Source organism: Micromonospora sp. NPDC049151 (assembly GCF_040648395.1).
Classification (GTDB): Bacteria; Actinomycetota; Actinomycetes; order Mycobacteriales; family Micromonosporaceae; genus Micromonospora.
Genome location: NZ_JBEZDP010000010.1, coordinates 1 through 14257 on the forward strand (window position 1 = coordinate 1; position 14257 = coordinate 14257).

Genomic DNA, 14257 nt, shown 5'->3' on the forward strand with positions numbered 1-14257 from the left:
ACGCAAAGCCGAGCACTTCCAAGCCTTCGCCGACCTCGCCGCCATCCTCATCTGCCACCGCCGACTCGCAAAAATCACCAACTGAGACACCCCCTTAGCGAATTCGCACACGATCGACCACGTCAATGCCCTTGCTTTCCGGACCGACGCCGTAACATCTCCATGTTTTGATCTACACGGGGAGAAAGTCCACATGCGATGGAAGATTCCGGCCGGTGCCCTGGTGGCGCTGGCCTTTTTGATTCCGGCGGCGCCGGCAGCGGCGCAAACCGCAGCGCCGCGCAGAAGGTACTCGACAACCCGTCGGTCGAGGCTCGCGTACCTGAACAACGGCCTGTACGAGGCTCGTGCGCTCGACTGCGCGTCCCAGCCGACGCCGACTCCGACTCCGACACCGTCTCGGCCCACGCCCACACCGACCGCGACGCCCAGCGCCACGTCGACCGTCGTACCGCCCGTCACTCCCTCCGCCAGCCTCGGCGCGCCCGGTGGTGGTGAGGGCGGCGGGCTACCCGTGACCGGCACCGACATCGCGACCGTGGCCGGCGTCGGCGGGGCGCTTCTGCTCCTCGGTGGCGCCAGCTACGTCATCGGACGCCGACGTCGTTCCCGCTTCGTCGCATAGTTGCCCGGGTGCGCCCAGCTCGATGCTTCATCGGCTGGGCGCACCGCGTTTCAGGATTCCCCGCCTGCTGGAGCCGCGAAGCGTCAGCCGGCGAGTTGACGCCGCACCGAGTCGGTGTCCATCAGGTACGACATGAACTTGAACTTGCCGTCCTGGACCCGGTAGAAGGCGGTCTCGGTGAACGACACCGATTTGCCGGTGGCCGTCAGACCGTTCCACTCCTTGACCGGGGTGCCCGTGTCGACGAGCCGAGCGGCGATTCGATCACCCTCGACGACGACGTCCTGGATCTCCCAGTGGAGGTCCGGCACCGCTTCCACGTGCTTGTAGAACTCGGCCACCATGTCGGCCATCTTGACCGAGGTGCCGTTCATGATGACCTCCTCGTGGGCGAAGTCCGCCATGCGGGCGAACTCCCGCTTGTTGGCCAGCTCGACGTACCGCAGGTAGAAGTCCCGCAGTTCCTGGGTGGACATGCCTGCATCCGTCGCGGTGGAGCTCATGATCGGTCTTCCTCATCTGTTGATGCCGGCCCGTGTCCCCGGGCCGATCACTGGAGCGAGTTTTTGTACCGCTCGGTTCTGCAACGACCGTACCAGGGTTCTGTACCGATCGGTCCATGATCAGGATCATGTTCTGTACCGATCGGTAGGGCGCCGGCTCCGATTCCGTCCTCACCGGCAGTACGTGCGGAGAAACCCGTTGTCGTAGGTAGTGCCGCCCGTCGAGCATGGCCGCTGTGAGCCGAAGCCTCCGAACAGATTCCCGCTCCCGCCAGGCACTCCGGCGGGCGCCCCGGCTCGACCGGGTGCGGATCCACGTTCACGCACCGCGGCCCGGGTTCGCGCACCCGGCGAGCGGACAAGACGTTCGCGACGTGCTGGAGACCCTCGGGTCCTGGGCGTGGTACGGGTTGCGCGCTGTCGAGCTGCGGCAGACCGAGGACTTCCGGCCCGGATTCGTCGTCTACGGCAGGACCCGAGTGCCAGGCGAGATCGTCCTCTACGAGCAACCGCTATCGAAAGCCGCATCGTTGCGGGACTTCATGCGGTTCGACGTACTGCTGCACGAGCTCGGGCATCACGTGCTCCAACACCGCAGCCGGAAGGTCGGCCGGGTGCGACGCCGATCAGATCATGAACGGTTCGCCGAGGCTTTCGCTGATCGATGGAAGCCGACTGCCCAGGCGGCACTCGACACGGCCGCATCAACAGCCGCTGGTGATCAGACGACGTGATGTGGTGGAGCCCAGCGGACTGTCGTGTCTCTGTCCGTGCCCCGGCTGCTGTCAATCGTCTCGCCGATCTCGGCAATCGCAGCGGTTCATCAAGCCGGGGTACGTATCCAGCCGCCCATCGATCCGATGCACCAGGAGGCGGCCGTCTTCGATCCAGATCGTCTCGCCGGCGTTCAAGAGGACTGGGCGGTCCGGCACGAAGTGGCGCCAGCGGTCAATCAGCGTCAGGCGGTCGGCCCGCTCGCGCGATGCCGACGGCTCCCGCCTAGCCATGGTCATGCTCGACAGCCACCAACCGGGGAAAGTGCTGGTGGAGCCCAGGGGACTCGAACCCCTAACCCCTGCCTTGCAAAGGCAGTGCTCTGCCAGTTGAGCTAGGGCCCCGTGACGGTGCTCAGCGCAGGTCGGGTGCCGTGGTCGCCTCGTGCCACAGGGCGCGCTCGTCGTTCGAGGCCTTGACCTTCTTGGCCACGACGGCGGCCACACCGACGATGCCGGCCAGGATCAGGAGCTTCTTGAACATGTTGCTTGACCCCTCGCGCTCGACTGCCGTCGGACGATGTGCGGTGGGGCTAGCTGGAATCGAACCAGCGACCTCAGAGTTATCAGCTCTGCGCTCTAACCGACTGAGCTATAGCCCCGCGTAGCGACGAGCTAGGTTAACCCATCGCCTCCACCGCGCCCAAATCGGGGTCCGCGGCGGAAGCACCCGCGCCATCTCGAACCTACCCGGACGCACGACGCCGGGGCGACCGCTTTACGCGGTGCCCCGGCGTCGGCCGATCAGTCCCGCTCGGCGAGCGTCAGCTCGATGCCGCCGACCAGGTCGGCGCAGACGTTGTAGACGAACGCGCTGAGCGTGGCCAGCGCGGTGAACAGCACGACGTTCACCAGGCCGATCAGCGCCGACGTCAGGATCACGCCCTTGGCGGTGATCCGGAAGCCGCCGCCACCCTGGCCGCCCCCGGCGTTCACCAGGTCGGTCAGGCTGTCGTTGACGCTCTTGAACACACCCATCGCGTCCAGCGCCAGGTAGAGCACCGACGTCGCCACGACGACCACGATGAAGAGAACCACGGACACCGCGAAGGCGAACTTCATCACCGACCACGGGTCGATCCGCTTCAGGTTCAGCCGGGCCCGTCGCGGTCCGCGCGACGCGGCCGAGCCGACCGAGGTACGCGCGGCGCGTACCGCCTCACCCACGCGCGCGGCGCCGACGGCTGCCGCGCCGCTGATGCCCGGCGGCAGGCCGCCGCCGTTTGCGGGCCGGTTCTGGGCGTTCCCGGCGCCGGCCGGACGCGAGCCGTCCGGTGACGTCTTCGGGGCGGTGCCCAGGCCGGCGCCGATCCGGGGCTGCGTGCCGGTCGTGCCCGTGGAGGCCCGGCCGGACGCCGACGGCATCTTGATCGCCTGGGTGTTCGTGGCGTTCGCGGAATTGGCGGCCGGAGCGGCCAGACCGTCGGCCGACGTCGGCGCGTCGACCTTGGTCTCGGTCGAGTCCCGGGAACCGGAGTCCTCGCCCGGCTTGTCCGGAGGCGGGGTCATGCCGGGAGCCCGGGTGAACTTCGGGGCAGGCGCGTCGGCGGGAACCGTGGCCCGGCCCACGGCCGCGCGGCCGGTCGCTGGTGTGCCGCCCTGCGCGGCCTCCTCCTCGACCGGATTGGCCGAGGTCCCCTTGTTCCCCGACTTCGCCTGTGTCTCCGTCATCAACTAGTCCTGTTCGTCAGGCTCGTCGGCATTGCGAGCAATCGCCACGATAGTCACGCCGTCCGGGAGGTCCATCAGCTTGACCCCCATTGTGTTCCGGTCACGCGTACGGCGTACAGGCTTCACCGGAGTCCGAATGACGCCGCCGTTGCTCGTGATGGCGAACAGCTCGTCCTCCGGATCGATCACGACCGCGCCGACCAGGCCACCGCGTCGCTCGGTGATCTTCGCGGTCAGCACGCCCTTACCTCCCCGGCCCTGGACCGGGTATTCCTCGATCGGGGTACGTTTCGCGTAACCCCCGTTCGTCGCGACCAGAACGTCAAGACCCTCTCGCACCACCTCGACGGCGAGCAACTCGTCCTCGCCGCTGAAGCGCATGCCGATCACGCCGGAGGTGGCCCGGCCCATCGGACGCAGCGCGTCGTCGGTGGCGTTGAAGCGGATCGCCTGGGCGTTCTTCGACACCAGCAACAGGTCGTCCTCCGGTGCGGCCAGCACCGCACCGACCAGCTCGTCCTCATCGCGCAGGTTGATCGCGATGATGCCGCCGGAACGGTTGGAGTCGAACTCCTCGAGCCGCGTCTTCTTCACCAGGCCGTTCTTCGTGGCCAGTACCAGGTAGGGCGCCACCTGGTAGTTCGGGATTTCAATGATCTGCGCGATCTGCTCGTCGGGCTGGAACGCGAGCAGGTTGGCCACGTGCTGGCCCTTGGCCACCCTACTGGCCTCGGGAAGCTCGTAAGCCTTCGCCCGGTAGACCCGACCCTTGTTCGTGAAGAACAGGATCCAGTCGTGGGTAGAGCATACGAAGAAGTGGCTGACGATGTCGTCCTGGCGGAGCGTCGCCCCGCTGACGCCCTTCCCGCCGCGGCGCTGTGACCGGTAGAGATCGACCTTCGTCCGCTTCGCGTACCCGGTGCGCGTGATCGTCACCACCACGTCCTCGCGGGCGATGAGGTCCTCCATCGAGACCTCGCCGTCGAACGGCACGATCTTCGTGCGCCGCTCGTCGCCCCACTTCGCGACGATCTCGCCCAGCTCCTCCGAGACGATCTGCCGCTGCCGCTCCGGCTTGGCCAGGATGTCCTTGAGGTCGGCGATCTCCAGTTCGAGCTTCGCCAGGTCGTCCAGGATCCGCTGCCGCTCCAGGGCGGCGAGCCGGCGCAGCTGCATGTCCAGGATCGCGGTCGCCTGGACCTCGTCGATGTCCAGCAGCCGGATCAGGCCCTGCCGGGCGTCCTCCACAGTGGGCGAGCGACGGATCAGGGCGATCACCTCGTCCAGGGCGTCCAGCGCCTTGGACAGACCGCGCAGGATGTGCGCCCGCTCCTCGGCCTTGCGCAGCCGGAACGCGGTCCGCCGCCGGATCACCTCGATCTGGTGCTCGACGTAGTAGCGGATGAACTGGGCCAGGTTGAGCGTGCGCGGCACGCCGTCGACCAGCGCCAGCATGTTGGCGCCGAACGTCTCCTGGAGCTGGGTGTGCTTGTAGAGGTTGTTCAGCACCACCTTGGCGACCGCGTCGCGCTTGAGCACGAGCACGATCCGCATACCGGTACGCCCGGAGGACTCGTCGCGGATGTCGGCGATGCCGGCGAGCTTGCCCTCCTTGATCAGCTCGGCGATGCGCTCGGCGAGGTTGTCCGGGTTGACCTGGTAGGGCAGCTCGCTGACCACGAGCGCCGGCCGACCCCGCTTGTCCTCCTCCACCTCGACCACGGCGCGCATCCGGATCGAGCCACGCCCGGTCCGGTACGCGTCCTGGATGGCCGCCTGGCCGACGATCAGGCCGTAGGTCGGGAAGTCCGGGCCCTTGACGATTTCCAGCAGGGCTTCCAGCGTGGTGGCCTCGTCGGCCTCCGGGTGCTCCAGGCACCACTGCACGGCCGCGCCGATCTCGCGCAGGTTGTGCGGCGGGATCTTGGTGGCCATGCCGACCGCGATGCCCTCGGAACCGTTGATCAGCAGGTTCGGGATCCGCGACGGCAGGATGGTGGGCTCCTTGGCCCGGCCGTCGTAGTTGTCCTGCAGGTCGACGGTGTCCTCGTCGATGTCCCGCAGCATCTCCATCGCCAGCGGGTCGAGCTTGCACTCCGTATATCTCATGGCGGCAGCCGGATCATTGCCCGGCGAGCCGAAGTTGCCGTTGCCGTCGACGAGCGGGTAGCGCAGCGACCACGGCTGCGCCATCCGGACCAGCGCGTCGTAGATGGCCGAGTCACCGTGCGGGTGGAACTGGCCCATCACGTCGCCGACGACGCGGGAGCACTTCACGTACCCGCGGTCCGGCCGGTAGCCGGAGTCGAACATGGCGTAGAGGATCTTGCGGTGGACCGGCTTGAGCCCGTCCCGGACGTCCGGCAGGGCCCGCCCGACGATGACGCTCATCGCGTAGTCGAGGTACGAGCGCTGCATCTCGACCTCGAGGCCGACCGGCTCGATCCGGTCGTGCTGGACAACCGCGGCCAGTGCCTCCGGGGTCTCCGGCTCGTTCGGGGTGGACTCGGGAGTATCGGTCACTGTTAACCCTTATCAGACTCTTCAGTCGTGGTCTCGCTGTGGATAACGGCTGTGGAAAGCGTTCAGACTGTGGATAACTCTGTGGACTTCCGGGCCGGCCGGTGGATGTCCGGCCGGCCCGGGCGCGTCCGTCAGATGTCCAGGAACCGCACGTCCTTGGCGTTGCGCTGGATGAACGACCGGCGAGCCTCGACGTCCTCGCCCATCAGGACGCTGAACAGCTCGTCCGCCGTGGCGGCGTCGTCGAGCGTGACCCGCCGCAACGTACGCGTCCCCGGGTTCATCGTGGTCTCCCACAGCTCGGGGTAGTTCATCTCGCCGAGACCCTTGAACCGCTGGATGTCGTCCGGGCGGGCGTTTGGCTTCTTCTGCTGGCGCAGGGCGATCAGCCCGTCGCGCTCGCGGTCCGAGTACGCGTACTGGGCGTCGTCGCCCTTCTTGTTCCACTTGATCTTGTAGAGCGGCGGGGCGGCCAGGTAGACGTGGCCCAGCTCGACCAGCGGCCGCATGAAGCGGAACAGCAGGGTGAGCAGCAGCGTCTGGATGTGCTGGCCGTCCACGTCGGCGTCGGCCATCAGCACGATCTTGTGGTAGCGCAGCTTCTCGATGTCGAAGTCGTCGTGGATGCCGGTGCCGAGCGCGGTGATCAGCGCCTGCACCTCGTTGTTCTTCAGCACCCGGTCGATGCGGGCCTTCTCGACGTTGAGGATCTTGCCGCGGATCGGCAGGATCGCCTGGACGCGCGGGTCGCGGCCCTGCTTGGCCGAGCCGCCGGCCGAGTCGCCCTCGACGATGAAGACCTCGGACTCACGCGGGTCGGTGGACTGGCAGTCGGCCAGCTTGCCGGGCATCGAGCCGGACTCCAGCAGCGACTTGCGCCGGGCGAGCTTGCGCGCCTGCTGGGCGGCGATCCGGGCGCGCGCCGCCTGGGACGCCTTCTGGATGATGATCTTCGCTTCGGCCGGGTTGCGGTCGAACCAGTCGACGAGCGACTCGTTGCAGACCCGCTGCACGAAGCCCTTGACCGGGGTGTTGCCCAGCTTGGTCTTGGTCTGGCCCTCGAACTGCGGGTCGGTGAGCTTGACCGAGATGATCGCGGCCAGGCCCTCGCGGATGTCCTCACCCGAAAGGCGCTCGTCGCCCTTGAGCAGCTTCTTCTCGGCGCCGTAGCGGTTGACGACGCTGGTCAGCGCGGCCCGGAAGCCTTCCTCGTGGGTGCCGCCCTCGTGGGTGTTGATGTTGTTGGCGAAGGTGTAGACCGACTCGCCGTACGACTCGTTCCACTGCATGGCGATCTCGACCGACATGCCCGTCTCCTCGGCGCCGAACTCGACCACCGTCTTGTGGATCGGGCTCTTGGAGGCGTTGAGGTGCCGGACGAAGTCGGCGATGCCGCCCTCGTAGTGGAAGGTGACCTCGCGGGTCTTGCCGTCCTCGTCCTCCGGCACCCGCTCGTCGAGCAGGTGGATGGTGAGACCCCGGGTGAGGAAGGCCATCTCCTGGAGGCGACGGTAGATGGTGTGGAAGTCGAAGTCGACCGTCTCGAAGACGTCCGGGTCGGGCCAGAAGGAGACGGCCGAACCGGTGCGGTCGGTCTCCTCGCCCTTCTCCAACGGCGTCGGCTTGGAGTGGTGGTATTCCTGCCGCCAGACGAAGCCGTCCTTGTGGATCTCCACGGCCATCTTGGTGGACAGCGCGTTGACCACGGAGACGCCGACGCCGTGCAGGCCGCCGGAGACGGCGTACGCCTTGCCGTCGAACTTGCCGCCCGCGTGCAGCACGGTCAGGGCGACCTCGACCCCCGGCTTCTTCAGCTTGGGGTGCAGGTCGACCGGGAAGCCACGGCCGTTGTCGGTGACCCGGACACCACCGTCGGCCAGCAGCACCACGTCGATGGTGTCGCAGTGCCCGGCCAGCGCCTCGTCCACCGCGTTGTCGACGACCTCCCACACCAGGTGGTGCAGACCGCGCTCGCCGGTGGACCCGATGTACATACCGGGCCGCTTCCGGACCGCTTCCAGGCCCTCGAGCACGGTGATGGACTCGGCACCGTACTTCTTGTTGTCCTCCGCTGCCACGCTCGGCCACTTTCTCGCACCGGCCGCGCGTGGGCGCGGAGGCGCGGGTTCGGCGGACAGGACACGACGTCGGCGCGCATGGTCCGCCCCTGGGGTCGCCAGGCTCGGATCACGTGCGCCGGGCGCCGCGGTTGCCCGCGGATCGCGATCGGCTCGGACCCGATGCGGGACTATGATCGAGGGCTCATGCGGGCCCCTGTCCGTCGCTCCGTCTCGGGTCTTTCGTCTCGCCCTCAATCTTACTGTGCGGAGCCGACCAAACCGCCACTCGGCACCCTCTCCGGGGCGGCTGAGAATGCCGTAGCCGGACGAACCGCGTCGCCCACGACTCCCCCCACACGCCAACGGGCCGTTACCGCGCCACCGGCCACCGTGAGCCGGGACGGTCTTCCGGCCGGGGTCGGCGGACACACCCGCCCGGGGGTCGCGGCCGGGCCCGGCGTGCCGTAGCTTTTGCGGCGCCGCCGTTGCGGTCTTGATCTTTTGCGCCCGGAACCGGGACGATCGTCGGAGATGGTCCGAAAACGCTTCGTGAGAGGTGACGCCAGATGGGGCTGGACAACGTCGCGGTGCACTGGCCGCGGACCGGCCGCTTCTACGACCCGGTCGCGCCGGCTGAGTTCGTGGACTTCGGCGAGATCGTGGACATGCCCCGGATCTCCGCGCCGACCGCGGCGCTCGCCGAGCTGATCGCCAAGACCGGCACGGTACGCGCGACCGCGTACACCGAGTTGGTCGACCTGATCCTCGGCCTGGAGAATGTGCTCTACGCCACGGAGAACGCGGTCGAGGACGAGGACCCGGTGATCGACCCGGACGGCTGTTCCTGGATCGCCGAGGGCGTGGAGAAGTTCGTCGCCCGGCACCGGCCGTACGGCGAGCCGGTCACGTTCGAGTCGGTGAGCGAGGTGCTGCGCGCGCTGCTCGGCGACGGCCGGCTGGCCGAGCAGCAGCTCCGCTGGCTGGACAGCCGGCTGGACCGGCTACGGGACGAGAACGGCGATCCGCCGCAGTGGAACTTCACCTGCGCCGAGCTGAGTGTGCTGGCCGCCTTCTACCGGCGCTGCGCGGAGCGGGGCTTCGCGGTCTACGCCGACGCCTGACCGCACCCGCCACAGCCGGGTGGTGTACCAATTGTGGTGCACGAACCCCGCGACGGAGAGGGCGGCCGATGAGCGACGACGAGCAGGTGGGCGACGCCTCCGGCAAGGGTGGCCGCCTGCTGGGCTGGGTCTTCCAGAACCTCGCCGGCCCCTCCCAGGTGCAGGGCGCGGTGCAGGGCGGCTCGAAGCTGGCCCGCGAGGCGTGGAAGCAGGACCTGGAACGCCGCAAGCAGTGGAGCCGCGAGCAACGCGAACTCAAGCGCGCCCGGCGGGAGGCACGGCGTTCGGGCGGTGTCGATCAGCCGTAGGTGTCGCGGGGGCCGCGCCCGCGTACCCGTCGAGGGCCGCGCGACCACGACGGCGCCGCCGGCCCGTGGATGTGCAGCTTGCGCACCACGTTGTGGCCCACCTCGCTGGCGATCTGTTTGAGCAGCGAGCCCGCCAGCAGGCGCAACTGCGTCGCCCACGCCGTCGAGCGGGCCTCAACTGTCAGCTCGCCGTCCTCCAGCTTGACCGGGCGGCTGTGCTGCGCGACCTCCGCGCCGACCACCTTCTCCCACGCGCCGAACACAGTCGCCTCGGCCGCCGGCTGCTGCCAGCCGCGCGCCTTCATCAGCTTGTCCAGCACCGCGCCGAGCGGCTGCGGGTCGCGCGGGTCCGGCCCGGGGCCCGAGTAGCCGCGCAGCCGCTTCTCGCCGTCGCCGCGGACCGCGCCGCGCCGTCGCGGGGCCGCCGCCTGCCGCCGGGCCTTCGCCGCGTCGAGCACGGCCCGCGCCAGTTCCGGCCCGCTCGCGCCCTCCGGCGGGTTCGCGGCCGGCTCACCGCCCGCCGGATTTCCCGGGGTACGCGCGTCGCGCCCCGGCCCGAGCCGCGCGGGCGGGAGCCGCACCTCGTCGTCAGACACGCCGCACCGTCCCGTCGCCCACCGTGTACCGGGTGCCGCGCAGGGTCGCCGGCACGTCGTCGTCCACAGCACAGGTGACCAGAAGCTGACTGGCGCCGCCGACCAGCTCGGCCAGCCGCTCCCGGCGGCCGGTGTCCAACTCGGCGAAGACGTCGTCGAGCACCAGCACCGGCTCGATCCCGTCGGCGCGCAGCAGGTCGTACCCGGCCAGCCGCAGCGCCAGCGCGTACGACCAGGACTCGCCGTGGCTCGCGTACCCCTTGGCGGGCAGCGGGCCGAGCGACAGCGCCAGGTCGTCGCGGTGCGGGCCGACGAGCGTGGTGCCGCGCTCGATCTCGGCGGCGCGGTTCGCGGTGAGCGCGGCGGTGAGCGCCTCCGCCAGCGCCGCGCGGTCGGCGCCGGGTTCGGGCAGCTCCACCGAAGGCCGGTACGCGATGCCCGCCGCGCCGCGGCCGGCCGCCACCGCGTCGTACGCCTTCGCCACGTGCGGGGTCAGCGCGGCGACCAGCTCCAGGCGGCCGGCGAGCAGGTCCGCGCCGTGCCGGGCCAGATGCGCGTCCCACACGGCCAGCGTCGACAGGTCGCCGCCGCGGGTTCCCCCGGTCTTGCGAGCGAGGTACGAGGTACGCAGCAGCGCGTTGCGTTGCTTGACCACGCGCTCGTAGTCGGCGCGTACCCCGGCGTAGCGGGGCTGGCGGGTGACCAGCAGGTCGTCCAGGTAGCGGCGGCGTTCGGCCGGGTCGCCTCGGACCAGTTCCAGGTCCTCCGGCGCGAACAGCACCAGGCGCAGCGCGCCGAGGACGTCCCGGGCGCGGCGGGCCGGGGACCGGCCGAGCCGGGCCCGGTTGGCCTTGCCCGGGACGATTTCCAGCTCGACCAGCAGCTCCCGGCCCTCGTGCACCACGGCGCAGCGGATCACCGCCGAGGCGGCGCCCATCCGCACCAGCGGGGCGTCGGTGGCGACCCGGTGCGAGTCCAGGGTCGCCACGTAGCCGAGCGCCTCGACCAGGTTGGTCTTGCCGACGCCGTTGGCGCCGACGAGCACGTTCGGGCCCGGCTCCAGGTCGACGCCGACCCGCTCGTAGGAGCGGAAGTCGACCAGTTCGAGCCGGCGAACGTACACAGCCTGTGGATACCGGTCAGCGCTTGTGGACGGCGTGTCCGCCGAACTGCTGGCGCAGCGCGGCGACGGCCTTCATGGCGGGCGAGTCGTCCTGCCGGGAGGCGAACCGGGCGAAGAGCGACGCGGTGATGACGTTGAGCGGCACGGCGAGCCGGACCGCCTCGTCCACGGTCCAGCGGCCCTCGCCGGTGTCCTCGGTGTAGCCGCTCAGCTCGGCCAGCTCCGGGTCCTCGTCGAGAGCCCGGTCCAGCAGGTCGAGCAGCCAGGACCGGACCACGGTGCCCTCGCGCCACGATTTGAACACGCCGGGCACATTCGTCACCAGCTCGGAGGCGGCCATCAGCTCGTAGCCCTCGGCGTAGGCGTGCATCAGGCCGTACTCGATGCCGTTGTGCACCATCTTGGCGTAGTGGCCGGCGCCGACCGGGCCGGCGTGCACGAAACCGAACTCGCCCTCGGGCTTGAGCGACTCGAAGATCGGCATGAGGCGCTCGACGTGCTCCTGCGCGCCGCCGACCATCAGCGCGTACCCGTTCTGCCGGCCCCAGACGCCGCCGGAGACGCCGACGTCGAGGTAGCCGATGCCCTGCTCGTTCAGCCGCTCGGCACGCGGTGCGTCGTCGCTGAACCGGGAGTTGCCGCCGTCGATGATGATGTCGCCCTCGCCGAGCACACCGGCGAGCTCGTCGATGGTGGCGTCGGTGACGCCGGCGGGGACCATCACCCAGATCGCGCGGGGCGACTGGAGCTTCTCGGCCAGCTCGGCCAGGCTCGCGGCGTCGCTGATCTCCGGGTTGTGGTCGTAGCCGACCACCTCGTGCCCGGCGTCGCGCAACCGCTCCCGCATGTTGCCGCCCATCCGGCCGAGTCCTACCAGGCCGAGCTGCATCTGCTCCTACCTCCGTACGTCAGGGTCGTGCTGCCTGCGATCAGCGGGACACGCGGATCGGCATGATGAGGTACCGGTACCCCGGGATGACCTCGCCATCCTCGCCGGCCGGGGAGATGACCGCGGGCTTGAACGCGTCGACGAACCGGAGCAGCGCGTGCTGCGCGCCCAGGTTGGTCAGACCGTCGATGAGGTACTGCGGGTTGAACCCGATGGTCAGCGGCTCACCGCTGAAGGTGGCGTCCATGGCCTCGCTGGCCCGGGCCTCCTCGGTGCCGCCCGCCTCGACCACCAGACCGTCGGCGCTGAAGCTGAGCAGGACCGGTGTGGTGCGCTCGGCGACCAGCGCGACGCGCTTGACCACCTCGATGAGCGAGGAGACGGCGACACGGGCCTCGGCGTTGTGGTCGGCCGGGAACAGCGACCGCACCGGCGGGTAGTTGGCGCCGTCGAGCAGCCGGCTGGTGGTCCGGCGGGTGCCGCCGGAGAAGCCGATCATGCCTTCACCGGCACCGCCGGAGGACAGCGCCATGGTGACGTGGCCGCCGAGCGGGCCGAGCGCCTTCGCGGTGTCGTGCAGCGTGCGGGCTGGCACCAGCGCGTTGAGGCTGATCTCCGGGTCGTCCGGGTTCCACTCCATCTCGCGCAGCGCGAGGCGGTAGCGGTCGGTCGCGAGCATGGCCATCGTGCCGCCGCTCAGCTCGATGCGTACGCCGGTCATCATCGGCAGCGTCTCGTCGCGGCCGGCGGCCACCGCCACCTGGGCCACGGCGGCGGCGAAGGCGGCGGCGTCCACGGTGCCGGCGCTCTCCGGCATCTCCGGCAGCGTGGGGTAGTCCTCCACCGGCATGGTGGGCAGCGTAAACCGGGCGCTGCCGCAGACCAGCTCCAGGTGGGCGCCGACGGCGGCGATGTCCACCGGCTTGGCCGGCAGGGCCTTGGTGATCTCGGCGAGCAGACGGCCGGAGACCAGGGCGGCGCCGTCCGCGTCACCCTGCACCTCGACGGTCACCTGGCTGGAGACCTCGTAGTCGAAGCCGGAGACCTGGAGGTTGCCGTCGGTCACCCGGAGCATCACCCCGGCCAGCACCGGTACGGAGGGTCGGTTGGGCAGGCTCTTGGCGGTCCACGCGACCGCCTCGGCGAGCGCGTCGCGCTCCACTCGGAACTTCATCAATGCCTCCGCGTCGACGTCAGCGACAACTCTCTCATGCCGACCGCTGCCACCCGTCCCGCCCGACCGTGCGGGTACCCATCGCACCTTAGGGCGCGCGGGCATCGGCTGTGCGCCCGACCCCGTGGATCCAGGTGCCCGGGCGACTGCCGACGGCAGTGCTTCGGCCCGATCCACAGGAAGTCCAACGGTGATGATTGGTTTTTGTTGTTTAGAAGAGATAACTCATCGTCTTCATCGCACCTGTGCAAACTGTGGAGAACCCGCGTCCGCGCAGCTCAGACACGTTATCTACAGGTGGTTTGGCTGTGGAGAACCAGGGGTAAAACTCGTGTCCCGGTCCACAGCCCTCGCCAGCCGCCGGGTTTTCCACGGCTGTCCACCGGTTGTCCACCGGTAATCCACCGGTTTTCTCCCCAGCTCTGTGGACAACCGTGGCAGCGCCGACGACCGCTATCCCCAGAACCTTCAACAGCCCGCCCACAGGCCGGCCACCGTCTGGGGACAACGTGACAGTCGTCCCCAGGCGTCCACAGGCTCGTCCCCAGGAGTTGTCCACAGTCTGTGGGTAACCGGCCGAGTGCGAAGCGTGGTTGTCCACCGCCTGTGACACAGGGGCTGTGGACAACGGGTACGAGCTGTGGACAAGCACGGGACCGATCCTCGGCCCTCCACCGGGTCGAGGGTCAACAAGTTCCGTTGTCGGCTTGCCGCCACTCGCCCGACCCGGCCCGTGGCGCCCTCCAACGACGTCGCCTCACTCACGTGAGCCGGCTCGCCGCCCCGGCTTCCGGCCGATGCTCCCGCTCCCGCTCCCGCTTATGCGCGTGCTCGCGTCGATCATGAGGTTGACGGCCTCGGGCGTCCGATTTGTCGCCGGTAGCCTCATCG

Annotated in this window: 14 protein-coding genes and 2 tRNA genes; 4 read left to right on the forward strand and 12 right to left on the reverse strand. The window is 69.4% G+C overall.

From position 1 onward, the window contains the following. Positions 1-193 precede the first annotated feature (193 nt). A complete protein-coding gene (locus tag AB0B20_RS13825) occupies positions 194-625 on the forward strand; it encodes an LPXTG cell wall anchor domain-containing protein (protein ID WP_357470669.1) in 432 nt (143 codons plus the stop codon). An 83-nt stretch (positions 626-708) separates the two neighbouring features. Here the strand turns inward: AB0B20_RS13825 and AB0B20_RS13830 are convergent, their stop codons facing one another. Next, a complete protein-coding gene (locus AB0B20_RS13830; protein ID WP_357382181.1) occupies positions 709-1101 on the reverse strand; it encodes an ester cyclase in 393 nt (130 codons plus the stop codon). Between the two features lie 401 nt (positions 1102-1502). Here AB0B20_RS13830 and AB0B20_RS13835 point away from each other — a divergent pair, with 401 nt between their 5' ends. Further along, the gene (locus tag AB0B20_RS13835) at positions 1503-1862 is read left to right on the forward strand and encodes a hypothetical protein (protein ID WP_357382179.1); all 360 of its coding nucleotides are present in this window, start codon (positions 1503-1505) and stop codon (positions 1860-1862) included. 51 nt (positions 1863-1913) lie between these two features. Here the strand turns inward: AB0B20_RS13835 and AB0B20_RS13840 are convergent, their stop codons facing one another. From AB0B20_RS13840 to gyrB, 7 genes are all read right to left on the reverse strand, one after another. Next, entirely contained in the window at positions 1914-2141 is a 228-nt protein-coding gene (locus tag AB0B20_RS13840; RefSeq protein ID WP_357382177.1) for a hypothetical protein, read from the reverse strand. Between the two features lie 29 nt (positions 2142-2170). Then, positions 2171-2246 (reverse strand) — tRNA-Ala (locus tag AB0B20_RS13845). Positions 2247-2256: 10 nt separating this feature from the next. Next, positions 2257-2385 (reverse strand): DLW-39 family protein, encoded by a 129-nt coding sequence (locus tag AB0B20_RS13850; RefSeq protein ID WP_013283222.1) that lies wholly within the window; start codon positions 2383-2385, stop codon positions 2257-2259. A gap of 44 nt (positions 2386-2429) precedes the next feature. Further along, positions 2430-2503, reverse strand: a tRNA-Ile gene (locus AB0B20_RS13855). A gap of 142 nt (positions 2504-2645) precedes the next feature. Then, positions 2646-3572, reverse strand: a complete 927-nt coding sequence (locus AB0B20_RS13860; RefSeq protein ID WP_357382174.1) for a DUF3566 domain-containing protein — start codon at positions 3570-3572, stop codon at positions 2646-2648. A gap of 3 nt (positions 3573-3575) precedes the next feature. Beyond that, positions 3576-6095 carry a DNA gyrase subunit A gene (gene gyrA / locus AB0B20_RS13865; protein WP_357470672.1) on the reverse strand — a complete coding sequence of 840 codons (2520 nt, stop codon included), beginning with the start codon at positions 6093-6095 and terminating at the stop codon, positions 3576-3578. A gap of 131 nt (positions 6096-6226) precedes the next feature. Further along, positions 6227-8173 carry a DNA topoisomerase (ATP-hydrolyzing) subunit B gene (gene gyrB / locus AB0B20_RS13870; protein ID WP_357382170.1) on the reverse strand — a complete coding sequence of 649 codons (1947 nt, stop codon included), beginning with the start codon at positions 8171-8173 and terminating at the stop codon, positions 6227-6229. 548 nt (positions 8174-8721) lie between these two features. Here gyrB and AB0B20_RS13875 point away from each other — a divergent pair. Further along, a complete protein-coding gene (locus tag AB0B20_RS13875; protein ID WP_120572509.1) occupies positions 8722-9276 on the forward strand; it encodes a hypothetical protein in 555 nt (184 codons plus the stop codon). A gap of 68 nt (positions 9277-9344) precedes the next feature. After that, complete coding sequence (locus tag AB0B20_RS13880; RefSeq protein ID WP_357382168.1) at positions 9345-9584, forward strand: hypothetical protein; 240 nt, start codon at positions 9345-9347, stop codon at positions 9582-9584. Here the strand turns inward: AB0B20_RS13880 and AB0B20_RS13885 are convergent. Genes AB0B20_RS13885 through dnaN form a run of 4 tightly spaced genes read right to left on the reverse strand, consistent with a single transcriptional unit; the run spans position 9575 to position 13366 of the window. Beyond that, on the reverse strand, positions 9575-10180 hold the full coding sequence (locus AB0B20_RS13885; protein WP_357382166.1) for a DciA family protein: 606 nt from the start codon (positions 10178-10180) through the stop codon (positions 9575-9577). The two genes, AB0B20_RS13880 and AB0B20_RS13885, sit on opposite strands and share 10 nt — an antisense overlap. After that, positions 10173-11303: a DNA replication/repair protein RecF gene (gene recF / locus AB0B20_RS13890; protein ID WP_357382164.1), complete on the reverse strand. Its 1131-nt coding sequence runs from the start codon at positions 11301-11303 to the stop codon at positions 10173-10175. Before recF ends, AB0B20_RS13885 begins: the two co-directional genes overlap by 8 nt. A 16-nt stretch (positions 11304-11319) precedes the next feature. Further along, the gene (gnd, locus tag AB0B20_RS13895; protein WP_357382162.1) at positions 11320-12192 is read right to left on the reverse strand and encodes a phosphogluconate dehydrogenase (NAD(+)-dependent, decarboxylating); all 873 of its coding nucleotides are present in this window, start codon (positions 12190-12192) and stop codon (positions 11320-11322) included. Positions 12193-12232: 40 nt separating this feature from the next. Then, positions 12233-13366 carry a DNA polymerase III subunit beta gene (gene dnaN, locus AB0B20_RS13900; protein WP_357382160.1) on the reverse strand — a complete coding sequence of 378 codons (1134 nt, stop codon included), beginning with the start codon at positions 13364-13366 and terminating at the stop codon, positions 12233-12235. Positions 13367-14257: the final 891 nt, after the last annotated feature.